General features: G+C 73.3%; 27 protein-coding genes. 10 read left to right on the top strand and 17 right to left on the bottom strand.

Annotation, left to right across the window (positions count from 1 at the left end):
- The first annotated feature begins 68 nt into the window (after positions 1-68).
- On the top strand, positions 69-1,085 hold the full coding sequence (locus AC6EH9_RS16615; RefSeq protein WP_498424639.1) for a magnesium and cobalt transport protein CorA: 1,017 nt from the start codon (positions 69-71) through the stop codon (positions 1,083-1,085).
- 31 nt (positions 1,086-1,116) lie between these two features.
- Here the strand turns inward: AC6EH9_RS16615 and AC6EH9_RS16610 are convergent, their stop codons facing one another.
- Positions 1,117-1,818 (bottom strand): NUDIX hydrolase, encoded by a 702-nt coding sequence (locus AC6EH9_RS16610; protein ID WP_498424638.1) that lies wholly within the window; start codon positions 1,816-1,818, stop codon positions 1,117-1,119.
- Positions 1,819-1,915: 97 nt separating this feature from the next.
- Between AC6EH9_RS16610 and AC6EH9_RS16605 the strand changes: the two genes are divergently transcribed.
- Positions 1,916-2,923 carry an SPFH domain-containing protein gene (locus AC6EH9_RS16605; protein ID WP_498424637.1) on the top strand — a complete coding sequence of 336 codons (1,008 nt, stop codon included), beginning with the start codon at positions 1,916-1,918 and terminating at the stop codon, positions 2,921-2,923.
- Positions 2,923-3,813: an NAD(+)/NADH kinase gene (locus AC6EH9_RS16600; protein ID WP_498424635.1), complete on the top strand. Its 891-nt coding sequence runs from the start codon at positions 2,923-2,925 to the stop codon at positions 3,811-3,813. The genes AC6EH9_RS16605 and AC6EH9_RS16600 overlap by 1 nt, the downstream gene beginning before the upstream one ends.
- Here AC6EH9_RS16600 and AC6EH9_RS16595 read toward each other — a convergent pair.
- Entirely contained in the window at positions 3,797-4,666 is an 870-nt protein-coding gene (locus tag AC6EH9_RS16595) for an ArgP/LysG family DNA-binding transcriptional regulator (protein ID WP_498424634.1), read from the bottom strand. The genes AC6EH9_RS16600 and AC6EH9_RS16595 overlap by 17 nt on opposite strands.
- 80 nt (positions 4,667-4,746) lie before the next feature.
- Here AC6EH9_RS16595 and AC6EH9_RS16590 point away from each other — a divergent pair, with 80 nt between their 5' ends.
- From AC6EH9_RS16590 to AC6EH9_RS16580, 3 genes are all read left to right on the top strand, one after another.
- Positions 4,747-5,376: a LysE/ArgO family amino acid transporter gene (locus AC6EH9_RS16590; protein WP_498424633.1), complete on the top strand. Its 630-nt coding sequence runs from the start codon at positions 4,747-4,749 to the stop codon at positions 5,374-5,376.
- Positions 5,377-5,581: 205 nt separating this feature from the next.
- Positions 5,582-5,875, top strand: coding sequence for a hypothetical protein (locus AC6EH9_RS16585; RefSeq protein WP_498424631.1), 294 nt, complete (start codon positions 5,582-5,584; stop codon positions 5,873-5,875).
- Positions 5,876-6,025: 150 nt separating this feature from the next.
- Positions 6,026-6,493: a VOC family protein gene (locus AC6EH9_RS16580; RefSeq protein ID WP_498424629.1), complete on the top strand. Its 468-nt coding sequence runs from the start codon at positions 6,026-6,028 to the stop codon at positions 6,491-6,493.
- 9 nt (positions 6,494-6,502) lie between these two features.
- On the opposite strand, the gene AC6EH9_RS16575 is transcribed toward AC6EH9_RS16580, so the two are convergent.
- Together AC6EH9_RS16575 and AC6EH9_RS16570 are read right to left on the bottom strand one after the other, a co-directional pair.
- Positions 6,503-7,036, bottom strand: coding sequence for a class E sortase (locus AC6EH9_RS16575; RefSeq protein ID WP_498424627.1), 534 nt, complete (start codon positions 7,034-7,036; stop codon positions 6,503-6,505).
- A 155-nt stretch (positions 7,037-7,191) separates the two neighbouring features.
- Positions 7,192-8,268 (bottom strand): alpha/beta hydrolase family protein, encoded by a 1,077-nt coding sequence (locus tag AC6EH9_RS16570; protein ID WP_498424625.1) that lies wholly within the window; start codon positions 8,266-8,268, stop codon positions 7,192-7,194.
- Between the two features lie 152 nt (positions 8,269-8,420).
- Between AC6EH9_RS16570 and AC6EH9_RS16565 the strand changes: the two genes are divergently transcribed.
- The gene (locus AC6EH9_RS16565) at positions 8,421-9,335 is read left to right on the top strand and encodes an alpha/beta fold hydrolase (protein WP_498424623.1); all 915 of its coding nucleotides are present in this window, start codon (positions 8,421-8,423) and stop codon (positions 9,333-9,335) included.
- A gap of 29 nt (positions 9,336-9,364) precedes the next feature.
- On the opposite strand, the gene AC6EH9_RS16560 is transcribed toward AC6EH9_RS16565, so the two are convergent.
- The 6 genes from AC6EH9_RS16560 to AC6EH9_RS16535 form a co-directional block, all read right to left on the bottom strand.
- Complete coding sequence (locus AC6EH9_RS16560; protein ID WP_498424622.1) at positions 9,365-9,622, bottom strand: VOC family protein; 258 nt, start codon at positions 9,620-9,622, stop codon at positions 9,365-9,367.
- Positions 9,623-9,689: 67 nt separating this feature from the next.
- Positions 9,690-11,549 carry an FUSC family protein gene (locus AC6EH9_RS16555; protein ID WP_498424620.1) on the bottom strand — a complete coding sequence of 620 codons (1,860 nt, stop codon included), beginning with the start codon at positions 11,547-11,549 and terminating at the stop codon, positions 9,690-9,692.
- Between the two features lie 68 nt (positions 11,550-11,617).
- Positions 11,618-12,277: a PepSY domain-containing protein gene (locus AC6EH9_RS16550; protein ID WP_498424618.1), complete on the bottom strand. Its 660-nt coding sequence runs from the start codon at positions 12,275-12,277 to the stop codon at positions 11,618-11,620.
- Between the two features lie 97 nt (positions 12,278-12,374).
- The gene (locus AC6EH9_RS16545) at positions 12,375-13,778 is read right to left on the bottom strand and encodes a sensor histidine kinase (RefSeq protein ID WP_498424616.1); all 1,404 of its coding nucleotides are present in this window, start codon (positions 13,776-13,778) and stop codon (positions 12,375-12,377) included.
- Positions 13,771-14,448, bottom strand: a complete 678-nt coding sequence (locus AC6EH9_RS16540) for a response regulator transcription factor (protein WP_498424614.1) — start codon at positions 14,446-14,448, stop codon at positions 13,771-13,773. Before AC6EH9_RS16540 ends, AC6EH9_RS16545 begins: the two co-directional genes overlap by 8 nt.
- Positions 14,449-14,518: 70 nt before the next feature.
- Positions 14,519-15,112, bottom strand: a complete 594-nt coding sequence (locus AC6EH9_RS16535; protein WP_498424613.1) for a dihydrofolate reductase family protein — start codon at positions 15,110-15,112, stop codon at positions 14,519-14,521.
- An 83-nt stretch (positions 15,113-15,195) separates the two neighbouring features.
- Between AC6EH9_RS16535 and AC6EH9_RS16530 the strand changes: the two genes are divergently transcribed.
- Entirely contained in the window at positions 15,196-15,381 is a 186-nt protein-coding gene (locus AC6EH9_RS16530) for a hypothetical protein (protein ID WP_498424612.1), read from the top strand.
- On the opposite strand, the gene AC6EH9_RS16525 is transcribed toward AC6EH9_RS16530, so the two are convergent.
- From AC6EH9_RS16525 to AC6EH9_RS16500, 6 genes are all read right to left on the bottom strand, one after another.
- Positions 15,366-16,016, bottom strand: coding sequence for an ABC transporter ATP-binding protein (locus tag AC6EH9_RS16525; RefSeq protein WP_498424611.1), 651 nt, complete (start codon positions 16,014-16,016; stop codon positions 15,366-15,368). The two genes, AC6EH9_RS16530 and AC6EH9_RS16525, sit on opposite strands and share 16 nt — an antisense overlap.
- Positions 16,003-16,824, bottom strand: a complete 822-nt coding sequence (locus AC6EH9_RS16520; RefSeq protein ID WP_498424609.1) for an ATP-binding cassette domain-containing protein — start codon at positions 16,822-16,824, stop codon at positions 16,003-16,005. Before AC6EH9_RS16520 ends, AC6EH9_RS16525 begins: the two co-directional genes overlap by 14 nt.
- Before the next feature lie 10 nt (positions 16,825-16,834).
- Positions 16,835-17,680 (bottom strand): ABC transporter permease, encoded by an 846-nt coding sequence (locus AC6EH9_RS16515; protein ID WP_498424607.1) that lies wholly within the window; start codon positions 17,678-17,680, stop codon positions 16,835-16,837.
- Positions 17,677-18,702, bottom strand: coding sequence for an ABC transporter permease (locus tag AC6EH9_RS16510; RefSeq protein ID WP_498424606.1), 1,026 nt, complete (start codon positions 18,700-18,702; stop codon positions 17,677-17,679). Before AC6EH9_RS16510 ends, AC6EH9_RS16515 begins: the two co-directional genes overlap by 4 nt.
- Complete coding sequence (locus AC6EH9_RS16505; protein ID WP_498424605.1) at positions 18,684-20,324, bottom strand: ABC transporter substrate-binding protein; 1,641 nt, start codon at positions 20,322-20,324, stop codon at positions 18,684-18,686. Before AC6EH9_RS16505 ends, AC6EH9_RS16510 begins: the two co-directional genes overlap by 19 nt.
- Before the next feature lie 77 nt (positions 20,325-20,401).
- Complete coding sequence (locus AC6EH9_RS16500) at positions 20,402-21,595, bottom strand: lipase family protein (RefSeq protein WP_498424604.1); 1,194 nt, start codon at positions 21,593-21,595, stop codon at positions 20,402-20,404.
- 142 nt (positions 21,596-21,737) lie between these two features.
- On the opposite strand from AC6EH9_RS16500, the gene AC6EH9_RS16495 reads away from it, so the two are divergent.
- Together AC6EH9_RS16495 and AC6EH9_RS16490 are read left to right on the top strand one after the other, a co-directional pair.
- Complete coding sequence (locus AC6EH9_RS16495; RefSeq protein ID WP_498424603.1) at positions 21,738-22,052, top strand: hypothetical protein; 315 nt, start codon at positions 21,738-21,740, stop codon at positions 22,050-22,052.
- Entirely contained in the window at positions 22,031-23,038 is a 1,008-nt protein-coding gene (locus AC6EH9_RS16490) for a 5'-3' exonuclease (protein WP_498424653.1), read from the top strand. Before AC6EH9_RS16495 ends, AC6EH9_RS16490 begins: the two co-directional genes overlap by 22 nt.
- 3 nt (positions 23,039-23,041) lie before the next feature.
- Here AC6EH9_RS16490 and AC6EH9_RS16485 read toward each other — a convergent pair whose 3' ends face one another.
- Positions 23,042-23,341 (bottom strand): chorismate mutase, encoded by a 300-nt coding sequence (locus AC6EH9_RS16485; RefSeq protein WP_498424601.1) that lies wholly within the window; start codon positions 23,339-23,341, stop codon positions 23,042-23,044.
- Positions 23,342-23,367 lie beyond the last annotated feature (26 nt).

The following is a 23,367-nucleotide window of genomic DNA, read 5'->3' as shown; positions in this document are numbered from 1 at the left end:
CTCCACGCGGCTGCGCTGACGACGTGCAGGCTGACGACGTGCAGGTGATCCGGCGAGGTGATCGATCGATGGCGGTAGTGGACAACGCGGTCTACGTGGACGGCTGCCGCCGTCTGGAGCCGCCCTCGCTGGAGGAGACCTACGAGCTGCTGCGCACCCAGAAGGGCGTGGGTTGGATCGGCCTCTACCGCCCGGACGCCGACGAGATGCGATCGGTCGCGGCCGAGTTCGAGATCCACGACCTCGCGGTCGAGGACACCATCACCGCACACCAGCGGCCCAAGCTCGAGCGCTACGGCGACGTGCTATTCACGGTGCTGCGCCCGGCCCGCTACATCGAGGCCGACGAGCGGGTCGAGTTCGGCGAGCTGCACGTCTTCACCGGCGCCGACTTCGTCGTCACCGTCCGGCACGCCGAGGCGCCGAACCTGGGACGTGTCCGTCGCCGGATGGAGGCCTCGCCCCAGCTGCTCCGGCTCGGCCCGGAGGCAGTGCTCTACGCCATCCTCGACGAGGTGGTGGACGAGTATGTGCCGGTCGTGGAGGGCCTCGAGAACGACATCGACGAGATCGAGGATCAGGTCTTCGAGGGGCACCCGGAGGTCTCGCGGCGCATCTACGAGCTGTTCCGCGAGGTCATCGAGTTCCAGCGGGCCACCAAGCCCCTGCTCACGATCCTCTCCGGCCTGAGCGCCGGCTTCGAGAAGTACCACGTCGATGACGAGCTGCAGCGCTATCTGCGCGACGTACAGGACCACACGATCCGCATCGTGGAGCGCGCGGACGGGTTCCGGGCGCTGCTGCAGAACATCCTCACGGTCAACTCCACGCTCGTGGCCCAGCGCCAGAACGAGGAGACCCAGCGGCTCACGCAGACGAGTCTGCAGCAGAACGAGGAGGTCAAGAAGATCTCCTCGTGGGCTGCCATCCTGTTCGCACCGACCCTGGTCGGCACCGTCTACGGGATGAACTTCGCCACGATGCCGGAGCTGGGGTGGCAGTACGGCTATCCGATGGCCCTGGGCCTGATGCTGCTGATGGGGCTCGGCCTCTACCAGGTGTTCAAGCGGCGCGGGTGGCTGTGAGGCCGGCGCCTGCCCGTGCGGTGGCTCGAACTCATGACCGGCTGCCCTGGCGCGTCAGCGGCGGCTGGAGCTGCTGGGCGGGACCCCGGCGATACAGCAGCGCCGGGCGTCCCCCGTCCCGGGTGGTGCTCTCCCCCGTGGGCTCCAGGAACCCGGGCGCCTTGGTCGCCTTGCGGTGGAAGTTGCGAGGGTCGAGCTCGGCTCCCCAGACGATCTCGTAGACGCGGCGCAGCTCGGCCACCGTGAACTCGGCCGGGCAGAAGGCGGTGGCGAGCGCGGAGTACTCGAGCTTGGCGCGGGCCCGCTCGATCCCGTCGCGCAGGATCTCGGCGTGGTCGAAGGCCAGGTCGTCGGAGAGCTCCTCGACGGGCCGCCAGCGGGCGGCGGCCGCATCGGAGCCTGCGCGGGGCGTGGGCAGGTCCGGCGCGAGCGCCAGATGGGCGACGCTGACCACCCGCATCCGCGGGTCGCGCCCCGGTGCGCCGTAGCTGCGCAGCTGCTCGACGTGGACCACGTCGGGCGCCAGGCCGGTCTCCTCGCTGAGCTCGCGCGCGGCCGCGGTGTCGAGGTCCTCGTCGGGCTTCACGAAACCGCCCGGCAGCGCCCAGCGCCCCCGGAACGGCTCCTCCCCGCGCCGTACGACGAGCGCGCAGAGGCGGTCCTGGCGGATGGTCAGCACCACCAGGTCGACGGTGACCGCGAGGGCCGGGTAGTCGGACGGGTCGTAGGCCATGGGCCGACCCTACCTCCTTCGCGTCAACTTGACGAGAACGAGCCGTGCTGCATATCGTCACCTTGACGATAACAATCCACGACCGAAGGTGACCCCCATGGCCGACATCGCCCGCTACCCGTTCCTTCGCCACCTGCGTGGCACGCCGACCACCTACGTCCAGCACGTGCGCAACGGCCGCACCGTGCACGCCGGAGTCGGCTCCGCGTTCTGGTTCCGCCCGCTCAGCGCGGTTCTCTCGGAGGTTCCGGTCGACGACCGCGAGCTGCCCCTGCTGTTCCACGCCCGGACCGCGGACTTCCAGGACGTCACCGTCCAGGCCACCGTGACCTTCCGGGTCGTCGACCCGACCGTCGTCGCCGGCCGGATCGACTTCTCGATCGACCCCGAGACCGGTCAGTGGCGCAGCACGCCCCTGGACCAGGTGGCGGGGCTGCTGGCGCAGACCGCCCAGCAGTACGCCCTCGACCTCATCGCCGGCGTCGACCTGACCACCGTGCTCAGCGGCGGCGTCACCCCGGTGCTCCAGGCGATCACCGGCGGACTGCACCAGGACGGCCGGCTCGCCGAGACCGGGATCGCGGTGATCGGGGTGCGCGTGGTCGCGATCCGGCCCGAGCCCGAGGTCGAGCGAGCACTGCAGACGCCGACCCGCGAGCAGGTCCAGCAGGACGCGGACAAGGCCACCTTCGAACGCCGCGCGGTCGCGGTCGAGAGGGAGCGCGCGATCGGCGAGAACGAGCTGCAGACGCAGATCGAGCTGGCCCGCCGCGAGGAGCAGCTCGTCGCCCAGCGCGGCACCAACGCCCGCCGCAAGGCGCAGGAGGCGGCTGCCGCCGGTGCGATCGCCACCGACGCCGAGGCCGAGCGCGCCGAGCGCCTGGCCGCGGCCAACGCCGCGGCGACCCGCGTCAACGGCGTGGCCGAGGGCGAGGCGGAGGCCGCCCGGCTCGCGGCGTACCGCGACCTGCCGGAAGGGGTGCTGCTGGCGCTGGCGGTCAAGGACCTGGCGGCCAACCTGCCGCACATCGAGTCGCTGGTGCTCACCCCCGACCTGCTGGCGCCGGTCCTGGCCCGCCTGGGCGCCGGCCCGAAGGAGGCGTGATGGCCGCCCTGGCGCCCCGCGTCGTCCTGGTCCACCGGCGCACCGAGCTCGACGAGCTCACCGCCCGGCACGGCACGCGCGGCCAGGTCGCGTTCTTCCTGAAGAGTCGGGGACGCGACCTCGACGAGCTCGAGCACCGTCAGCGCGCCGACCGGGCCGCGATCGAGACGGTGACCAAGGCGATCCCGGTGGACTGGCGGCGCGGCAGCGTCGAGCGCGCCGACCTCGACCGGTTCCTCTTCGCCCCCGACGACATCGTGGTCGTCGTCGGCCAGGACGGCCTGGTCGCCAACGTGGCCAAGTACCTCGAGGGGCAGCCGGTGATCGGGATCAACCCCGAGCCGGACCGCAACCCCGGCGTGCTGGTGGCGACGGCGCCCGGGGCCGTCGCTCCCCTGCTGCACGGCGAGGGCTGGACCGAGGAGCGCACGATGGTCGAGGCCCGCACCGACGACGGGCAGCGCCTGCTCGCACTCAACGAGATCTACCTGGGCCACCCCAGCCACCAGACGGCGCGCTACCGGCTCACTGCTCCCGACGCCCCGGCCGAGCGCCAGGCGTCCTCCGGACTGATCGTCGCGACCGGCACCGGGTCGACCGGCTGGTGCCGGTCGGCCTGGCTGGAGCGGCACAGCACCCTCGCGCTGCCGGGGCCCAGCTCACCGCGGCTGCTGTGGTTCGTCCGGGAGGCCTGGCCCTCGCCGAGCACCGGCACCGCCCACACCGAGGGCGAGCTGGACGCAGCCGACCCCCGCGGGCTCACCGTCGAGGTCGAGACCGACGGGCTGGTCGCGTTCGGCGACGGGATCGAGGCCGATCGGCTGACCCTCGGCTGGGGACAGAGCGTCCGGATCGGCGTGGCCGAGCGGCGGCTCACGCTAGTGTCCTGACGGCCGCCTCGCGCACCGCAGCGCTCAGCGCCTCCAGCGCCGGGCTCTCCAGGCGCCAGCGCTGCCAGTGCAGCACCACGGTCACCGGCTTCGCCCCGGGCAGCCGGACCAGCTCACCTGCCTCGACGGCGGGCCCGAACTGCGGGTCCGGCACCATGCCCCAGCCCAGGCCGCAGCGCACCGCCTCCAGGAAGTCGGCGCTGCTCGGCACCCGATGCACGACCCGGGGCCGGGTCGCCCGGTGCGCCGCGAGCACCTCGTCCTGCAACTGGTCCTTCTCGTTGAACACCACCATCGGGATCGACGACCAGTCCACGCCTCGCCCCCGGCGGTGACGCTCCAGCAGCTCGCGCGTCGCGCCGGCCCAGTAGCGCAGCCCACCCAGCCGCTCGACCCGGCAGCCCTGCACCGGATCCGGCTCGAGGGTCACCGCTGCCAGCGCCTCACCCCGGCGCAGCAGGTCCAGCGAGAACGACTCGTCCTCGACGTGCAACCTCAGCGCTGTTCCTTCCCGGGCCGACACCGCGGCGAGCACCGGGCGGAACCAGGTCGCCAATGAGTCCGCGTTGACCGCCACCGCCAGCTCGACCACCTCGTCGTCGCCCAGCGCCCCGGCCGCCTCGGCCGCGAGCAGGCGCATCTGGCGGGCCAACCGCACCAGCGGGGCACCGGCGCCGGTCACGTCCGCCGGCGAGGTCCGTCGCACGACCACTCGTCCCGCCGACCGCTCCAGCGCACGGATTCGCTGGCTGACCGCGCTCGGCGTCAGGTGCAGCCGGCGCGCGGCGCCCTCGAACGAGCCTTCCTCCGCGATCACCAACAGGGTCTCGAGCTGGAGCGGGTCGAAGCGCATGCTCCTAGTTAAGCATCGCTTCATCACGTGTAAAATGATTCGCTGGCCTTCAGTGCGGTGTCCGCCGTAGCGTCGACGGCGTGGTCCCCTCCCTGATCGCCGGCTTCCTCACCGGCGGCTCCCTCATCATCGCCATCGGCGCCCAGAACGCCTACGTCCTGCGCCAGGGCATCCTGCGCCACCACGTCGCCGCGGTGGTGGCGGTCTGCGCGCTCTCGGACGCCGTCCTGATCGTGGCCGGCGTCAGCGGCACCGGCGCGATCGTCGACCGGGCGGGCTGGATCATCGACGTCTTCCGCTGGCTCGGCGTCGCCTTCCTGCTCTGGTACGCCGCGGGCTCGATCCGTCGCGCCCTGGGCCCCGGCTCGCTGGACGCCGGCGGCACCAGCGCGGCCCGCGCCGAGCCCCGCCGTACCGTCGTCGGCCGCGCGGTCGCCCTCACCTGGCTCAACCCGCACGTCTACCTGGACACCGTGCTGCTCGTCGGGTCGATCGCCGCCACCCACAGCGGCGCCTCCGGCGGCGCGATCGACGGGCGCTGGTGGTTCGCGCTCGGGGCGGTGCTGGCCAGCCTCGCCTGGTTCACCGGGCTGGGCTTCGGCGCCCGCGGCCTCGCGCCGCTGCTCGCCCGACCGCGCGCGTGGCAGGTGCTCGAGCTGCTCATCGCCGCGACGATGCTCCTCGTCGCGGCGAACCTGGCACGAGGCTGAGGCAGGACAACGAGGCGCAGCCCGGAAGGTGATGGCCCCAGCACATGATCCTCGACACACCGTGCTGGCGGCATGCCCCCCAGGTCACAGGGCACCAAGGGCCAGCGCGCCGATCGGTGCGCCTTTCCGTTGCCTCGTGCTCTCACCGCTTCATTCCTCGAGGCGTCCGCGCCGCGGGCACGAACCCCAGTAAGGACGCGAGAATATGACCGACCAACAGCTCCACGAGCACACCAGCGGCCCGACGACGGACGCGTACCGTCCCCAGCGGAGCCGTCGGATCAGCACCGAGACCAAGTCGTCGTACAAGACGACCGAGCTGATCGCCTACGTCCTGGCCGTGCTGGGCGTGCTCATCGCCTCGGCCGTCGTCGACGCTTCGGACTTCGGCGCCCAGGAGGCCTGGTTCTACGTCACGCTGCTGACCATCGGCTACATGGTCAGCCGTGGACTGGCCAAGTCCGGCAGCCGCGAGCCGTTCGACGACACCGTGCGCTGATCCACACACCTGGCGCGCCGGCACCCTTCGGGCGCCGGCGCGTTCGTGCGCCGGCGGGGCTCATCGCCCATGGTCCGGCAACCTCACAAGCATGAGGGAAGTCATCGATTGCGGACCGCCGCTGTCCGCGACGGGTGCCACAGTCCAACCATGACCACCAGCCGCCAAGTCCAGATCACCTTCGACGCCCACGACCCGCGCGCGCTCTCCACCTTCTGGCGCGACACGCTGGGCTACGTCCACCCCGGGCCGCCCGGGGTCGACCTCCCCGAGGGCGCCGACCCGCTGGCCGCCTGGGAGGAGCTCCTGGCCAGGCTCGGCGTGCCCGAGGACCAGCGCAACACGCGCTCGGCCATCGAGGATCCGTCCGGGCACGGCCCCCGACTGTTCTTCCAGCAGGTGCCCGAGGACAAGGTCGCCAAGAACCGCGTCCACCTCGACGTGCGCGCCGCTCCCGGGCTCGAGGGCGAGGAGCGGATGGCCGCGCTGGAGGGCGAGTGCTCCCGGCTGGTGTCGCTGGGCGCGACCCGGGTGCGCCGTGAGGAGCCGGCACCGCCGATGGGCGCCGGCCATCTGGTGATGACCGATCCCGAGGGCAACGAGTTCTGTCTGGACTGACCGCACGCCTCAGCGGACGTCGCGCCTCGAGACCAGCACGCCGACCTTGTCGATGCGGTGCTCGGGATTGTCGAAGCGGTCCGACCAGTAGTTGCCGACCGCGTGGTCCTCGGCGGTCGCGCACGTGGACAGCGTGATCATCGCCCGGGTCGCCTCGGCGCCGGGTCGGCCCGGGACGGGCGCCGACTGCGCGGCGAGCGAGCGCGGCGAGCGGAACGACGTGGACCGGGTCTGGGTAATCCGGTAGACGAAGAGGTGCTCTCCGGAGCGGACCCGCACCCGGTCCCCCACGCCCACGTCGGGCAGGTCGCGGAACGGCGCCGTGTGCGAGGTGCGGTGTCCGGTGACGATGAAGTTGCCGACCTCGCCGGGCCCGACGCCGCCGCGCCGGCCGCGGGGGGACGCCATCGGCCCGCCGTTCTGGATCCGGGTGCCCGGTCCGTCGTCCGGGCTGCCGACATAGCGGACCACCGGTGTCCAGCCGAGCCCGATCGCCGGGATGCCGAGCAGAGAGCGCCGCGGCTCGGGTGTCGGCTCCGGCACCGGCTCCGGGGCTGAGGCAGGCGGTGTAGGCGCCGACGACGAAGGCGCTGCCGGCGCCGCCCGTGCCCCCTCCGGGGAGGGCCCGGCGCTCGAGCAGCCCGCCAGCAGCCCCGCGGCCGCGAACCCGGCGAGCCCGGCGAGAGCCGCCCCGGGCCTCACGACGCGCCCATCCGGCTGTCGAGGAACCGCACCGTCCGATCCATCGCCGCGAGGAACGCCGGGCCGAAGGCGTGTCCGTCGTCGTACCACTCCAGCTGCGAGCGCACCCCCGCGGCCGAGAGGGCCCGCTGGGTCGCGGTGGCCCAGCGCGGCGGGCAGGTGTCGTCGTAGCGCCCGTGCACCATCAGCACCGGCTCGGTGATCCGGTCGAAGTAGGGCCGCGAGGAGTTCTCCCGCCAGGCGCGTGGGTTCTGCGCCGGGGTTCCGTAGCGGCTGGTCAGCTGCGCGCGGCGCGCGGAGTCGCCGGGGTCCGGGGCGATGAACTGCTCGTAGTTCTCCCCCTCGAGCGAGGAGACCGAGGCCCACAGCGCGGCGGCCTGCACCAGCCCCGGCTCGGCGACCAGCGACTTCAGCACCACCCCGCCGCCCATCGAGCGTCCGAACAGCGCGACCCGCTCATCGTCGACCGGCACCTCGGGTGAGTCGCGCAGCGCCTTGACCGCGTTGATCACGTCGGCGCTGTAGCCCAGCCGCAGCCGTGCCAGCGAACGCCGGTCGTCGTCGGACTCGGCGTGCCCGCGGTAGTCCACGTGCAGGGCGATGTAACCGCGCGAGGCCAGGTAGCCACGCTCGCGGGTCATCCCCTGGCCGCGCTCGTAGACGGCCGGGTCGATGTAGCCGTGCGCCAACACCACCGCCGGGAACTCGCCGGGCCCGGTGGGCACGTTCAGCACCCCCGAGATCGTGTAGGACTCCTCGCCCTGCGGCGTGGTCGAGCGGCTGCGATAGCTCACGTCGTACGACGTGTAGTCGCCGGTGCGCTCACGCACCCGGCCCAGTCGCAGCCGATCTCCCTGGTGCCGCTGCTCGGCCAACCCCGGCACCGAGACGGGCCGGACCTCGGGCGTGGGAGCGGGCGCGCCGGTGCTCGCGCCGGGCTCCGCTGTCGGGTCCACCGCCGACGGGGACGTCTCGGCCTCTCGTGAGCTCGGCTCCGGCTCGTCGGCGGTGCAGCCCGCGAGCAGGACGACGACGGCGACCGCGGCGCCCCAGACCCCTGCACGTGCACGCATTCGAGCAACCTCCACAGGTGGGGCCGGGACGGATGTCCAGCGTAGAACCACGGTCCCCGGATCCGGCGGTTTGCGGCGGACTCAGCGGGGTACCTGCACAGTCCAACAACCGGCGGAGCCCACGGCCTGCTGCCTGAGACCGGGGGGTCGCCGTGGGTGCTGTCCAGGAGTCACTCTTCGTCGACGTCGACGGGCCGGTGCACATCGCCGACTTCGGCGGGCCGGCCGAGGCGCCGGTCGTGCTCTGCGTGCACGGTCTCGCCGGTTCGGCGGCCGGCTGGCGGGCCCTCGCCGACGCGCTGCCGGCGTACCGGGTCCTGGCGGTCGACCTGCCCGGGCACGGCCGCTCCCCCACCACCGGGCGACCGGTCTCGGTCCTCCACGCGGCGGCCGTGCTGGAGGAGGTGATCGCCCAGCTCGACCTGGGCCCGGTCACGCTGGTCGGCCACTCGATGGGCGCCGCGGTCTCGCTGCTCACCGCGGCAGCGGCACCCGAGTCCGTGGAGGGCCTGCTGCTGCTCGCCCCGCCGCTGCCGCGCCAGGGGGTGGGCTTCGTCAGCCCGGCGGTGCTGCCGCACGTGGCGCTGTGCCTGTGGCCCCGGCTCGGCCTGATCGCGCTGCAGCGGCGGAGGGCGCGCCAGACGTTGGAGGAGCACGTGTGGAGCCGGCTGCGGCTCACCTGTGCCTCGATCGAGAAGCTCCCGGAGGTCGCCGGAGCCCTCGCCGAGACGCTGGCCAGCGAGCTGCAGGAGGCCTACGACAACGGCGAGGAGCCGCTCGAGTCGTTCATCCACGCGGCTCGGTCGGTCGGGATCCTGGTCACCGAGGGCAGCCGCTACCGGGACGCGCTCACCCAGGTGCAGGCACCGGTCTGCGTGGTGCACGGGCTCCTGGATCGGGTCGTCAAGCCCTCGGGGCTGCGCCAGCTGCGCTCGCTCCAGCCGGGTTGGCGGGTCCGCCTGCTGTCGGGGGTCGGTCACTCACCCCACCTCGAGGCACCCGCCGAGGTCGCCCAGGCCCTCGAGCGGCTGGTCCCCGACGCGGCGTACACCCGGGTGCCCGCCTAGCCGCGGCGCAGGACCCTGATCGGTGCGGGCTACCCGATGCAGAGGCAGAACGGGTGGCCGGCCGGGTCGAGGAAGACCCGGAACGACTCCCCCGGCTGGTGCTCGTGCCTGGTCGCGCCCAGCTCCAGCACGGCGGCCTCACCGGCGTCCAGGTCATCGACGAGGACGTCGAGGTGCATCTGCTGTGGCGCCTCCTGCTCCGGCCAGCGCGGAGGGCTGTAGTCCTCCACCTTTCTGGAACGACCGGGACAGTCGATGACGATGCTGGGAAGTCGCGCGATGGCCATGCCCTCACACGCTACGCCCAGGAGACAGCGTTGTCCCCGCCCTCCGGGCGCTGGCGGATCGCGCCCGTCAGCCGGTCGACGGCAGCGTGCGCAGCAGGCGGCGCTCGGCGGCGCCGGTCTGCTCGACGAGGCCCCAGAGTGTGGAGGAGGTGGCGCCGTTCGTGGCCGGGAGCTGCGCCGGACCGGCGGCTGCCCCGTCGGCTGCCCCATCGGCTGCCTGGAGCAACGTGGCGGCCCCCGTCAGCGACGCGCGGTCCAGGGTGGCGGTGTTGACGAGAGTGCTGAGGTCACGCAACCCGGAGCGGAGACGATCGAGCTCGGCGAGCTGTCGATCATCGAGGTGGTCGCGATCCGGAACCAGCTCGTCCTGCTTCTGCGCGGCGTCGCGTTGCAGCGCGACGAACTCGGGAACCGATGACGTGGCCCCGTGCCCGGCGGCGCGCAGCACGGCCTCGGTCGCCTCGGTCGCCGACACGACCCGCTCACGCAACGGCGCCGGCCGGAACGCCGGTACGACGATGAAGCCGAGGACCACCCCGACCACCACGGCGCAGGCGGTCAGGACGACGTACTGGACGAGCAGGTCCCCGGCGTCGAGGTGACGGCTGGCGGCGTTGATGCCCACACTGACGACCACCATGAAGGCGCTGCCCAGCGCGGGCCGGGTGGTGATGTACCAGAGTCCGAGGGCAAGCGACACGGCGGCGATCGCGGTGAGGTACCGCTCTGGCACGACCAGCAGGATCACGGCAACGGCAGCCGCCCCGCACACCAGGCCGATGATCTTGGATCTCGCCTTGCCGAGGGTGTCGCGCCAGCTCGCCTGGAGGATCGTGAAGGTGGTCAGGAGCACCGTGGCGACCAGGGGGTCTCCCGGGCCGAGGCTTGCCGTGAGGACCAGCATGACCAGCAGCCCGAAGGCAGTCCGGAGCGCATGCCGCACCTGGATCGAGCGCAGCCGGGCGGACGGGTGCAGGACCGCGTCGCGGAGCTCGTGCCGGCTGCCACGGTCGAGCACGACGGCAGTCGTATCCCGCTTGCGGACCGCCTGCGCCACGGTGTCGAGCGCCGCCGCGGCCTGGCCCAGCGACTCGACGGTGGTGGGGCCCGTCGAGACACCGGCCGTGACGCCGGGGGCGGCGTCGGCGTCGGGGGCGTGCTTGTCGCGCAGCCGGTCGGCGAGGTCCGCCGCCCGGTGGCGGAGGGTTGCGGCCTCCTCCGGGCGAGCAGACCCGGTGACCTCGCCGGCGCGCAGCGCCAGGCGGTATCGCGAGGCTCCCTCGAGGGCGGTGGCCAACCAGCGCTGTCGGCCGTCGCTGAGCCAGGTGTCGATGGCGGTCGCAGTGGCCGCGGCCGCATCGTCGGCGACGAGGACGTCGGCGACCTGGTCGCGGGTCGGCTTGGAGGGATCGGAGATGCCGAGGACGACCCGCAGCAGGAGCGCCACGACGACGCCGGCCACCGCGGCCGCGATCACCTGCCGGTGGTCCGTCGCCCCGTGGGTCGCGTAGGCGTAGGCGTACAGCGTGGTCATCGCGAGGCCCAGGCCGGCATGCTCGAAGCGCGGCCCCAGCCTGGGGAGCAGGGCGGCCACGAAGCAGATCACCACGACGAGCGCGATCGCGGCTGGTCGCCAGACATCGGTCAGTAGCCGCGGGACGATGGCCCCGAGCAGCAGAAGCGGCACCATCAGCGCAGCCGTACGCAGGTCGGCGCGCAGGGGGCCGCCCATGAAGGCGATCAGGGAGAACAGAGCGACCAGGCCGCCGATGATGGCTGCGGGGCCGGCATCGAAGGTGTCGGCGAGCATGATCGCCGGTACGAGCACGATCGCCATCAACAGGATCACCACGGGGCTGCCCCCGGGCCTCCTCGGCCGGGTCGGCTCGTGCGCCGTCGACGTGGCGGCCCCCTTGACTTTGCTCACGTCTCTCCTCCCGAGACCGTGGCCGGGACGCGCCCTCACCACAGGCGAGGCGCGCCCCGGCCTCCCGGTCAGTTGTCGCGGGTCTTGTCGAGCACCTTGAAGCTGGCGTCCAGGTCCACGTCCCACTCGGTGTTGTCGCTGTCGAGGACCTCGACCTCGTAGGCCTGAACTCCGTCGTCGCTGGCCTCCACCCGGATCACCTTCCCGCCGCCGACCGCGCTGAGCGCGGCCCTCTCGGCCGAGGCGAACTCGCTGTCGGTGAGCACCCGGTCGTCGTCACGGCGGTCGCGGTCGTCATCGCGCTCGTCGATCCGGCCTCGGTCGTCGCGGTCGTCGCGGTCTCCACGGTCGTCGCGGTCTCCACGGTCGTCGCGGTCTCCGCGGTCGTCGCGGTCTCCGCGGTCTCCGCGGTCGTCGCGGTCGTCGCGGTCGTCGACGTCCTGGCTGACGACGTCGAGGTTCTCGTCGAGGGTGACGTCGGTCGTGGTGCCGTCGTCGAGGCGGACCTCGACCTCGTAGGCCTCACCGGCGTCGTCGCTCTTCTCGACGTCGATCACGGTGCCACCACCCACGGCCTCCACAGCCGCGGCGCTGACCCGGTCGCGCTCGCTGCCCTCGACCTTCTGGTCGGCGGTCGCGGTCCAGACCGTGGCGCCGACGCCGAGGACGGCGACGGTGGCGATGGTGGGGATGACGACCCGCTTGCGGCGGAGCTTGGCGGTGTCCATGGAGGGCCTCTCTTCGCGTTCTCAGGGGTTGCTGACTTGCTGTACCAAGCGTGCAACGGGGTCGCTGAAGCCCACCTGAACGCGCCTGAACGCGCTTTCAGGTTGCCGTGCCACCGCTGGCCGGCAGCCGTACGACGAAGCGCGCCCCGCCCAGCGGGGACGTCCCGACGCCGACCGACCCGCCGTGCGCGGTGACGATCGCGCGCACGATCGCGAGGCCGAGGCCGCTGCCCCCGGCGTCGCGGGCGCGCGCCTCGTCCAGACGCACGAAACGCTCGAAGACGCGCTCGCGCTGGTCGGGGGCGATGCCGGGCCCGTCGTCGTCGACGACCAGCAGCACCTCGCCGTCCTGCTCCGTGACCGAGAGCGCCAGTCTGGAGCGCGCATGCCGTACGGCGTTGTCGACGAGGTTGCGCACCACCTGCGCCAGCCCGGTGTCGTCACCGCGGACCCGGCCGGCGCCGACGCCGGAGGTGTCGACCGCCAGGTCCGCCCGGACCGCACGCCGGGCCTCGGCCAGGGCCAGGTCGTCGAGGTCGACGTCTTGGGGAGCGCGAGCGGCCGCACCCGAGCCGGTACGCGTGAGCACCAGCAGCTGCTCGATGAGGTGCTGCATGCGCTCGGACTCCTCGAGGACGGCTTCGGCGAGCTCTCCCTCGGGGAGGGCGCCGGGGTGGGCGTGGGCGACCTCGGCGGTCTGGCGGATGCTCGCCAGCGGCGAGCGCAGCTCGTGGGAGGCGTCGGCGACGAACTGCTGCTGGCGGTCATGGGAGTCCTCGAGGCGCCCGAGCATCTGGTTCATGGTCGCCGCCAGCCGGTGGATCTCGTCGCTGGAACGCGGCACGGGCACCCGCAGGTCCAGGCGGTCCCCGGTGATCTGCTCCACCTCGCGGCGGATCCGCTCGACCGGTGCCAGCGCCCGGGTGGCCACCACCCACGTCGTACCGCCCACCAGCAGCAGGACCAGCGGCAGCCCGACGAGCAGCGGCGTGATCAGCGCGTCGGTGGAGTCCTCGACGTCCTCCAACGACACCGCAACGGCTACGTCGTAGTCGCGCTCGCCGTTCGAGGCGTCGTCGGCGACCACGACGTAGCGGTGGTCGGCCCCCGGCAGCCGGATCCCGTCGGCGTCGTCGACCGGCAGCGGCTCCTCGAGGGGCTCGGAGCCGCGCACCACGCGCCCGGACTCGTCGATCACCTGCCAGATGAGCTCGTCCGGCTCGTCCGGCTCGTCCTGCTCATCGCGGTCGTCGCGGTCCTCGCGGTCGTTCGGCGCACCGTCGTCGCCGACCGGCGCGTCCGGCAGCCCGGCCCGCTCGATCTCCTCGACCAGCGCGGAGGCGCGCTGCTCGGCGCTCGACTCCAGCCCGTCGCGCAGCGACTCCCGAACCAGCACCACCAGGGTGAGGGCCGCGATGCCCAGGGCGATCGCCACCACCAGCACGGCCGCCGCGGTCGTGCGCAGCCGCACCGACGCGCGGCTGCCGCGGCGCTCAGCCACCGTCGGTGCCCAGCCGGTAGCCCGCCCCGCGCAGCGTCTGGATCGCCGCCCGGCCGAACGGACGGTCGATCTTGTTGCGCAGGTGGCGGATGTAGACCTCGACGATGTTGGGGTCGCCCTCGAAGTCGAGGTCCCAGACGGCCTCGAGGATCTGTCGCTTCGAGACCACGTCGCCCTTGTGCCGGGCCAGGAACGCGAGCATCGAGAACTCGCGTGCAGTCAGCTCCACCTCGACGTCGCCGCGCCAGACCCGCCGGGCCGCCGGGTCGATCCGGATGTCGCCGACCTCGAGCAGGGTGGGCCGCTCGCGCGCGCCACGGCGGGCCACCGCGCGCAGCCGCGCGACGAGCACCGGGAACGAGAACGGCTTGGTGAGGTAGTCGTCGGCCCCGGTGTCGAGCCCCTCCACCTGGTCCCACTCGCCGTCCTTCGCGGTGAGCATCAGGATCGGGGTCCAGTCCTTCTCCGCGCGCAGCGTCTCGCAGACCTTGTAGCCGTTGATCCCCGGCAGCATCAGGTCGAGCACGATCGCGTCGTAGGTGTTCTCCCGCGCCAGCCACAGACCGTCGGTGCCGTCGTGAGCGACGTCGACCGAGAAGCCCTCGGCCTCCAGGCCCACCTTCAGGGATCGGGCGAGCCGCTTCTCGTCGTCGACGACGAGTACGCGCATGTCTGCCTCCGGGGTCGGGAGCAGCCATTCTTGCGCAGACCGGCTGAACGGCGGCTGAACGCGGCGTACCTCAGCGAGTGTCCGCGGCCCCGCCGGTCGGCGCCGGGGAGGAGGGGGCGTAGGCCAGGTGCACCACCCCGGTCTGGAAGGGCTGGGCCGAGATCAGCCGCAGGTGGCGCTCCGGGCCGCCGTCCTCGAAGAGCCGCAGCCCGGAGCCGGCCGTCGCGGGGTGCAGGAACAGGTGCAGCTCGTCGAGGAGGCCGGCGTCGATCAGCTGGCGCACCACCGACACCGAGCCGCTCAGCACGACCCGGCCGATCTCCGGGTCGCTCTTCAACGCCGCCACCGTCTCGAGCAGGTCCCCCTGGAGCTGCTCGGAGTTGCGCCAGCTGAACTCCAGCGGGCTGCGCGACGCGACGATCTTGCGCACGTCGCCGAGCTGCTTGGCGAACGGCGCGTCCTCGTCCCCCGCCTCCTCGCGGACTGGCCAGGCGCCGGCGAAGCTGTCGTAGGTCACCCGCCCGAACAGCATCACGTCGGCTTCGTGGGTGCCGCCCACCGCCTCGCCCATCTCGTCGTTGAAGTAGGGGAAGTGCCAGTTGCCGATCCCCGGGTCCACGCCTCCGTCCAGGGCGGTGAACATGCTGGCCGTGACGCTCGTCATCGCCGCTCTCCTTCGCTCGGTGGTCCTCCCTGTCGGCTAACGACCCGAGCGACGCGGCGAACTCATCGGGCTACGGTGGGGCGATGACCACCGAGACTCCCAACGCACTGCTCCACGGCGGCCCCGGCGACGGTGAGCCGGCGTACGTCGCGAGGCCCGACGCCACGCTGTCCTACGAGGACGTCGGCGGCGGCTCGGTCACCTACGTCGCCACCGACCGCACCGAGGAGCGCGACGGCGTCACGCTGCGGGTCTACGAGCCCAAGTAGGCATCGGCCGGCGCGGCGCCGCCCTGGACGGCGCCGAAGGCCAGCACCCGGTCGCACACCTCCGCGAGCAGGGGTCCGTCGTGGGAGATCACCAGCACCCCGACCCCCCGGGTCCGCACCGTGTCGGCGACGCCCCGCCACAGGTCCGCCTGGGCCAGCGGGTCCAGGCTGCTCGAGATCTCGTCCAGGACCAGGTAGCGCGGATCCGTGCGCAGCGCCCGGGCCAGGTTGACGCGCTGCAGCTCGCCACCGCTGAGCTCGTGCGGATGCCGTTCGAGCCAGTCCTCCTCCACGAGCCCCTCGACCACCCCGGGCCCTCCCCCGGCCTCGGCGAGCACCTCACCGATCCGCCAGCGCGGGTTCATCGCCCGCTCCGGGTGCTGCTGCACCAGCTGCACCGGCTGCAGCCCGCGGGCCGGCAGCGGCTCCCCGTCCACGCTCACCGCGCCGCGGCCGGGCCGCGCAAGACCCGCCAGGACGCGGGCCAGCGTGGTCTTCCCGCAGCCGCTGGGGCCCTGGATGCCGACCACCTCGCCGGCCCCGACCGACACCTGCGCGTCGCGCAGGACCCACGGGCCGCGCAGGCGGTGCCGCAGCCACAGCCCCTCACCGTGTAGTCCCTCACCGTGCAGCACTGAGCGCTCCCTCGACCAGGAACCCGTTGCCGGGAAGGGCCCGCCACATCGCCCGGGTCCACGGATGCTCCAGCAGCTCTCCGCCGCCGACGAAGCGCTCCGGGTCGACCACGTCCACGGTGCGCCCGGCCACGCAGACCACCACCCGGTCGGCCACCGCGAGGCCGTTGCGCAGGTCGTGGGTGATCAGCACGACGCCCGCCCCGTCATCGGCCACCGCACGCAGCTCGGCGAGGGTCTCGCGCACCTGCGTCTGGGGCAGCCCGGGGGTCGGCTCGTCGGCCACCAGCAGCGCGGGGCGCCCCAGCAGCGCGATCGCGGTGAGCACCCGTCGGGCCATCCCGCCCGACAGCTCGTGCGGTCGGCGCCGCTCCACCTCCGCGCCCAGCCCGCGCGCGGCCAGGGCCGTCCGGGCGTCGCGGCGCGGGTCCGAGGACCCGGCCAGGCGCGCCGCACGCCGTACCTGCGCGCCCACGCTCGCGGTCGGGTCGAGGTGCGACAGGGACTGCGGCAACAGCCCCACCCCGCGTCCGGCCAGCCGGCGGCGGGCCTCGGGGTCGACGGCCTCGCCGCGGATGCGCACCACGCCCTGCTCGACCGCGTTCGCCGGCAGCAGGCCGAGCACGGCATGGGCGAGCAGGCTCTTGCCGGCCCCGCTGGCCCCGACCACGGCGACCAGCTCCCCGGCGCCCACGCGCAGGTCCATCCCGGTGAGCACCTCGACGGTACGGCGCCGCAGCCCGCGCTCGTACTGGACGAACCCGACGCGCAGGTCCTCCACCTCGAGCATCGGCGAGTCACTCCTCACGGACTTCCCCTCACTCATGGCGGCTGTACGGGTCGATGAGGGCGCGGACGGCGTCGCCGACGACGTCGATCCCGCGCACGAGCAGCAGCAGGCAGGCCCCCGGCAGCACCGCCAGCCACCAGTGCCCCGCGGACAGCGAGCGCATCGACTCCGCCAGCAGGACGCCGACCGCGGGCTCGCCGGGGTCGACGCCGAGGCCGAGGAACGACAGCGCCGCCTCGTGCAGGATCGCGTGCGGGAACATCAGCACCACGCCGACCAGCAGGTGCGGCAGCAGGTGCGGCAGGACGTGGCGGCGCGCCACGTGCAGCCGGCCGTGCCCCAGCGCGCGGGAGACCCCGACGTAGTCGGCGCGCACGATCTCGTGGCCCACCGACGCCAGCACCCGGGTCAGCCGCGGCCAGTGCGTCAGGCCGATCGCCAGCACGACCCCGGTGGTGCCCCCGCCGAGGGTGAAGGAGACCAGGATCAGCAGGACCAGGTGCGGCAGCGCCAGGAACAGGTCGACCAGCCAGTCCACGACCGCCCGGCCCCACGCGCCGCCCGCGGTGGCCACGCAGGCCAGCAGCAGCGCGATGGCCCCGGACATCAGGGCCGCCACCGTGCCGACGACCAGGCTCAGCCGCAGCCCGGACAGAACCCGGGCGAACAGGTCGCGGCCCAGCCGGTCGGTGCCGAACCAGTACTCCAGCGAGGGCCCCTGGTTGCGCGAGGCCAGGTGGGTGAGACCGGCCTGGTCGGCGGTGAGCGCGGCCCCGACCAGCACCACCGCCACCACCACGGCGCCGAAGGCGGCGCCGGCCACCAGACGGGTACGGCGAGCGCCGGGCGCCGCCTGCAGCGTCGCCGTGCTCATCGGAGCGCCTCGGCGCGCAGGCGCGGGTCCACGGCCCGGTGGGCGAGGTCGCCCAGCGCGTTGCCGGCGAAGACGAACAACGCGGTGAACAGCGCGATCCCCAGCAGCAGCGGCACGTCCTGGCGCAGCGCGGCCGCCGTGGTCGCCTCACCGAGCCCGGGATAGGTGAAGACCTGCTCGGCCAGCAGGGAGCCGCCGAACAGCTCGCCCACCGAGCTGAACTGCAGCATCAGCGCCGGGCCGGCGGCGTTGCGCAGCACCCGGTGGATGGTCAGCCCCCAGCCGCGCTCGCCCTGGGCGCGCGCGAACCGCACGTAGTCGCTGCGCAGCACCTCCAGGGTCGCCTCACGGGTGTGCAGCAGCACGGGCGAGATGCCGACCACGCTCAGCGTCAGCGCCGGGAGCAGCAGGTGGTGCAGCCGGTCCAGCAGCCCGGCCTCACCGGGCAGCATGCCGACCGGGGCCGCGCAGCACACCGGAGTCCACTGCAGCGACACCGAGAACACGTAGAGCAGCACCAGTGCCACCCAGAACGTCGGCGCCGACGCCAGCAGGTAGGCCACCCAGGTCAGGGCCCGGTCCAGCCGGCTCCCCGACCTCATCCCGGCCAGCAGCCCGAGCGAGAACCCGATCACCCCCGAGAACAGCCAGGCCAGGGCCATCAGGCTCAGGCTGGCCGCGAAGCGGTCGGCGATCACCGCGGTGACCGGCGCGTCGTAGATCTGGGAGTGGCCCAGGTCGCCCTGCAGCAGCCGGCCTCCCCAGTCCGCGAGCCGCTCGATCGGCGGCCGGTCCAGGCCCCAGCGCTCCTCGATCTGGGCGCGCTGCTCGGGTCCCACGGCGGCCACGTCGGCGCCTACGTAGGCGTCGACCGGGTCGACCGGGGAGCCGAGCAGCAGCAGGAAGGAGCCGACCGCCACCGCCGCCAGCAGCGAGAGCAGGCGGACGGCGCGCAGCAGCGCCCGACGGCGGCCTCGTCGTCGCGACGGCGCGCCGTCCTCGCTCAGCAGGTGCGGCGCCACTGCGCGATGCCTGCCGTGATCGGCCAGCCGTGTCCGTGCGGCTCGACCTGGAGCTCGCCCAGGTCCAGGCACTCGTCGACGTAGTAGGTGTGCTCGAGGTTGACCAGCCAGGCCCACGCGGCGTCGCCGGGCGCGGTGAAGCCGTCGCCGGCCTCGTCGAGCTGCGCGGCCCGCCAGTGCTCGGTGGCCGCCTCCTGGTCGGTGGCGCGCATCGCCGCGTCGAGGTGGCCGTCGACCGTCTCGCTGGCGTAGTAGCCGGGGTTGTAGAGCTCCACCCCGGCCCGGCTGGAGTGGTAGAGGTTGTACATCTCGGTCGGGTCGTGGCTGCCCCAGCCGAACATCACCGCGTCGGAGTGCAGCCGCTGGTAGATCTCCTCCCAGCTGGCGCCCTCGGCGCGCACCTCGATCCCCGCCTCGGCCACCATGTCGACGACGCTGAGCGCCAGGCCTTGGCGCAGCGAGTCCCCGGCCGGGTAGAGCAGCGTGAAGCTCGCCGGCACGCCCGCCTTCTCGCGCACCCCGTCGCCGTCGGCGTCGACCCAGCCCGCCTCCTGCAGGATCGCGGCGGCGCCCGCGGCGTCGGCGTCCTCGATGACGGCGTCGGGGTTGGCCCACGGCAGGTGGTCGGCCGGTCCGGCGGCCGGGGCGCCGTACCCCTCCAGGACGCCGTCGACCAGCGCCTCCCGGTCGACCGCGACGTTGACCGCGCGGCGTACCGCGACGTCGGCGGTGACGTCGTTGCCGATCGGCGCGCCGGCCGGCGAGCGGCGTCCGGTGTCGCGGACGGTGGGGAACGCGATCCCGCGGTTGTCCACCGACGGCACCGCCTCGACCCGCATCCCCGGCACCGGGCTCGTCGCCAGCGACGAGGCCACCGAGGCCAGCTCCAGCTCGCCGGAGCGCGCCATCGCCAGGGTCGCGTCCTCGTCGGTGAACACGAAGGTGATCCGTTCGAAGTGCGGCAGGTCGCCGTAGTAGTCGTCGTTGCGCTCGACGACGAGCTGCTGACCGCGCTGCCAGGAGACCAGCCGGAACGGCCCGGAGCCCACCGGGTCGGCGGCGTAGCCCGTGCCGTGGGCGTGCTCGGGCACGATCCCCAGCGACGCCAGCCGGTTCACGAACGCGCTGCGCGGCTCGTCGAGGTGTAGGGCGACCGTGTCGGCGTCGACGACCTCGGCGGTGCGCAGCGCCGTCACGTCGGTGAGGCCGCCCTGCTCGGCGGCGGTGTTGAACGTGTAGGCCACGTCGGCGGCGCTCACCGGCTCCCCGTCGGTGAACACGGCGTCGTCGCGCAGGTCCACGGTCCAGGTCAGCCCGTCCTCGCTGACCCGGTAGTCGGTGGCGAGCTCGGGCACGAGCCCGAGGTCCGCGTCGCGGCGCAGCAGCGTCGACTGGAACAGCGGGGAGCCGTAGCGCCCCCAGCCCAGGGTGGGGTCGAAGCCGTCATCGGGCTCGCCGCCCAGGGCCACCCGGAGCTCGGTGCCGGAGCCCCCCGAGTCGCCCGCCGAGCCCTGCTCGCTGAGCCCACCGCCGCAGGCCGCCAGCGCCGGCGCCGTCGCCACCACCGCGAGCAGGCCGGCCCAGCGTCGGCGCTGGGGGCGCGGGTGGTGACGACGGCGCATGCGTGGCTCCTGGATCAGAATGGGGTCGTAATGACCACATCCAACCAGTGAGCCCTACACGACGTGACGGCGGCCCGTCACAGCCGCCAGCAGGACGACGTGGCCGGGAGGCCGGCCAGGCGTGCCTCGAGGAACCCGTAGACCTCCGCGGCGTTGTTCAGCATCCCGCCCACGTGGCCCGGGCTGGCGTTGGTGCTGAGCCGGACGTTGGCGCCACCGGCGCACCAGTCCTTGGCCAGCTGCTTGCCGACCCGGTAGGGCACCACGTCGTCGAGGAGGCTGTGGGTGAGGAGCACCGGCGCCTTCGGTGCCCGGCGACCGATGCGCTGGTCGTCGATCATCGTGCGGAACGGCTCGCGCGTGATCAGCTCGGCCAGGCTGGAGCCGTCGGCGGTGTAGTCCTCGGAGCTCTTGAACGCCGAGCCGAACAGGTCGAAGACGCAGTCGTCGGCGATCTCGGCGAACATCTCCTTGCCGGCGGCGTTGAGGTAGGGGTCCATGTCGACGTCGTAGCTGGCGGTCTGGCCGGCGATCGCGAACCAGGTGAACAGCGAGAACAGGGTCCCGTCGATCGCCCCGGGCAGTGCGGTCAGGTCCGCGGGCACCGCGCCGGCGACCGCGCCCTTCACCTTGAGCTCCGGGGCGTACGTCGCAGCGAGCTCCGCGGCCGAGGCGCTGCCGGCGCCGCCCTGGGAGTAGCCGTAGAACGCGACCGGGCTGTCGGCTGCCAGTCCGCTGCCGGGCAGCCGCTGCGCCGCGCGGACCGCGTCGAGGACCGCGTGGCCCTGCGACTCCCGATCCATGTAGGTGTGCATGCCCGCGGTGCCGAGACCCTCGTAGTCGGTCATCGCGATCGCGTAGCCGCGCGCGAGCAGGCCGGCCATGAAGACGCCCTCGTACTCGATGCCCTCGCTGAACATCCGGGACGGCGCACAGCTGTCCCCGATGCCCTGGGTGCCGACGGCGTACCCGATGACCGGGCGCTTGCCGGGCCCGACCCAGCGCTTCTTCGGGACGAGCACCGAGCCGGACACCGCGATCGGGTCGCCGGTGCGGTCGGTGGAGCGATAGAGCACCCGGGTGGAGGAGAACGCGACGTCGCTCGCTCCGGCCGGATCGAGCAGGAAGCGCATCGGCTCGCTGCGGACCAGGTCGCCGTTGGCTGCGGGCAGCGTGGCGGGCGCCTGGTAGAAGGCCGGGAGCGGGTCCTCGGCGTGGACGGGTCCTGCTGACATCGGGATGACGACTGCGACCGCGATCGCGGCCACCATCCCCCTGAGATTGATGGTCGGCACTAGGCTCCCTCTCGTTACCTGCGGGTAGGTCGGGGGCAGCAGACCATGTGACGCCCGTCATAGGCAATGGTTGTTCTCAGCACCGATCTCCCACCCGACGCAGCGAGAGGCACCACCCGTGAGCCGTTCGAGGACCATCGCTGCCACCGTGCGCCCGCTCGCCGGGGGGGCCCTGCTGGTCAACGCCGTGCCGCACGGGGTGAAGGGGGTGAGCGGCCAGCGGTTCCCGACGCCGTTCGCGCAGCCGCCGGGGGTGGGGCTGTCCTCGCCGCTGGCGAACGTCGCCTGGAGCACGATGAACCTGGCCGCCGGGAGCCTGCTGCTGCGGGGGCGGACCACGACCACCCGTGACCGACTGACGGCCGCGGCGGCCGCGGGCGCGATGGCGTTCTACCTGGCCCACTACTTCGGATCGCTCGAGGCCGGGCGCTGACCGGTCACGAGCGCCGCCTCCTCCTCGCCGTCGACGCGCCCTCCCTGCTGCACCGCAACCACCACGCGCGCCGGGAGAGCGACCTGCGCGACCGCACCGGCCGCCCGGCCTGGGCGCTGCACGGGATGCTGCGCCAGATCCTCGAGGCGATCGACCAGTTCGCGCCCGACGCCGTCCTCTTCGGCCTCGACGACCGGCGCTCCTCGGTGCGCGAGACGGCCTACCCGGCGTACAAGGCCGGTCGCGCGGCCAAGGACCCCGAGCTGGTCGACCAGCTCGAGCGTGCCGGCGCGCTGCTCGACGCGCTGGGCTTCCACACCCTGACGCCGCCCGGACTGGAGGCCGACGACGTCAACGCCTCGGCCGCCACCTGGGCCGAGCGCGAGGGGTGGAACTGCGTGATCATCACCTCCGACCGCGACTCCTTCGCCCACATCAGCGCGCACACCCAGGTGCTGCGGCTGATCAACGGCGGCATCAACGCCTCGCCCCTGCTCAACCCGGCCCGCATCCAGGCGCTGTACGGCGTGGCGGCCGAGCGCTACCTGGAGTTCGCGGCCCTGCGCGGCGACGCCAGCGACAACCTCCCCGGCGTACCGGGGATCGGCGAGAAGACCGCGCCGCTGCTGCTCTCCCAGCTGGGCTCGATGCAGGCGGTGTGGGCCGACATCGACCACTGCGCGGGCGAGAACCTGGTGGCGGCGCTCGACTCCTACTGCGAGGAGATGGGGCTGCGCCGGATCGGCGCCGGGCTGCTCAAGCGGCTCACCGCCCCGGGCGCCCGGGAGCGCTACGAGTTCAACCTCTCGATGATGTCCGGGCGCACCGACCTGGACCTGGGGCTCACCCCGGACGTGCCCGGCTCCCCCGGACTGCTCCCGCTCCCGCCCGACCGGGTCTCGCGGGTCGTCGGCCACCTCGGCGTCGGTGCGACCACGCAGCTGGCGCTGCGGGTGCTCACCGAGCCGCCGGCGTCGACGCAGTAGCGCTCAGCCCTCCGCGCCCTGGATCGTGCGGTGGTTGCGGATCACCTCGTCGATGATCAGGCTCAGGAACTTCTCCGCGAACCGCGGGTCGAGGCCGGAGCTCTCGGCCAGCGCGCGCAGCCGCTCGATCTGGAACGCCTCGCGCTCCGGGTCGGCCGGCGGCATCTGGGCGCGGGCCTTGAGCTCGCCCACCTGCTGGGTGCACTTGAACCGCTCGGCGAGCAGGTGCACCAGGGCCGCATCGAGGTTGTCGATGCTCCCGCGCAGTCGTCCCAGCTCTTCGGCGGCGTCTTCGTTCGTCACGGCGCCCATGCAACCAGATCCCGCCG

It is taken from the genome of Nocardioides sp. Z21_20 (assembly GCF_059766585.1).
The sequence above is the reverse complement of the archived record's forward strand: the minus strand, read 5'-3'. Positions and strand labels throughout refer to the sequence as shown.

What these genes read in the sequence shown, in the direction of transcription:
- AC6EH9_RS16580 (WP_498424629.1), top strand. Translation starts at nt 6,026, where the DNA reads ATGACCACCAGCCGCCAAGTCCAGATCACCTTCGACGCCCACGACCCG.
- AC6EH9_RS16550 (WP_498424618.1), bottom strand. Translation starts at nt 12,277, where the DNA reads ATGGACACCGCCAAGCTCCGCCGCAAGCGGGTCGTCATCCCCACCATC.
- AC6EH9_RS16610 (WP_498424638.1), bottom strand. Translation starts at nt 1,818, where the DNA reads ATGGCCTACGACCCGTCCGACTACCCGGCCCTCGCGGTCACCGTCGAC.
- AC6EH9_RS16585 (WP_498424631.1), top strand. Translation starts at nt 5,582, where the DNA reads ATGACCGACCAACAGCTCCACGAGCACACCAGCGGCCCGACGACGGAC.
- AC6EH9_RS16605 (WP_498424637.1), top strand. Translation starts at nt 1,916, where the DNA reads ATGGCCGACATCGCCCGCTACCCGTTCCTTCGCCACCTGCGTGGCACG.
- AC6EH9_RS16560 (WP_498424622.1), bottom strand. Translation starts at nt 9,622, where the DNA reads ATGGCCATCGCGCGACTTCCCAGCATCGTCATCGACTGTCCCGGTCGT.
- AC6EH9_RS16500 (WP_498424604.1), bottom strand. Translation starts at nt 21,595, where the DNA reads ATGGTGGCCGCGATCGCGGTCGCAGTCGTCATCCCGATGTCAGCAGGA.
- AC6EH9_RS16530 (WP_498424612.1), top strand. Translation starts at nt 15,196, where the DNA reads ATGACCACCGAGACTCCCAACGCACTGCTCCACGGCGGCCCCGGCGAC.
- AC6EH9_RS16540 (WP_498424614.1), bottom strand. Translation starts at nt 14,448, where the DNA reads ATGCGCGTACTCGTCGTCGACGACGAGAAGCGGCTCGCCCGATCCCTG.
- AC6EH9_RS16600 (WP_498424635.1), top strand. Translation starts at nt 2,923, where the DNA reads ATGGCCGCCCTGGCGCCCCGCGTCGTCCTGGTCCACCGGCGCACCGAG.
- AC6EH9_RS16515 (WP_498424607.1), bottom strand. Translation starts at nt 17,680, where the DNA reads ATGAGCACGGCGACGCTGCAGGCGGCGCCCGGCGCTCGCCGTACCCGT.
- AC6EH9_RS16570 (WP_498424625.1), bottom strand. Translation starts at nt 8,268, where the DNA reads ATGCGTGCACGTGCAGGGGTCTGGGGCGCCGCGGTCGCCGTCGTCGTC.
- AC6EH9_RS16595 (WP_498424634.1), bottom strand. Translation starts at nt 4,666, where the DNA reads ATGCGCTTCGACCCGCTCCAGCTCGAGACCCTGTTGGTGATCGCGGAG.
- AC6EH9_RS16535 (WP_498424613.1), bottom strand. Translation starts at nt 15,112, where the DNA reads ATGACGAGCGTCACGGCCAGCATGTTCACCGCCCTGGACGGAGGCGTG.
- AC6EH9_RS16615 (WP_498424639.1), top strand. Translation starts at nt 69, where the DNA reads ATGGCGGTAGTGGACAACGCGGTCTACGTGGACGGCTGCCGCCGTCTG.
- AC6EH9_RS16505 (WP_498424605.1), bottom strand. Translation starts at nt 20,324, where the DNA reads ATGCGCCGTCGTCACCACCCGCGCCCCCAGCGCCGACGCTGGGCCGGC.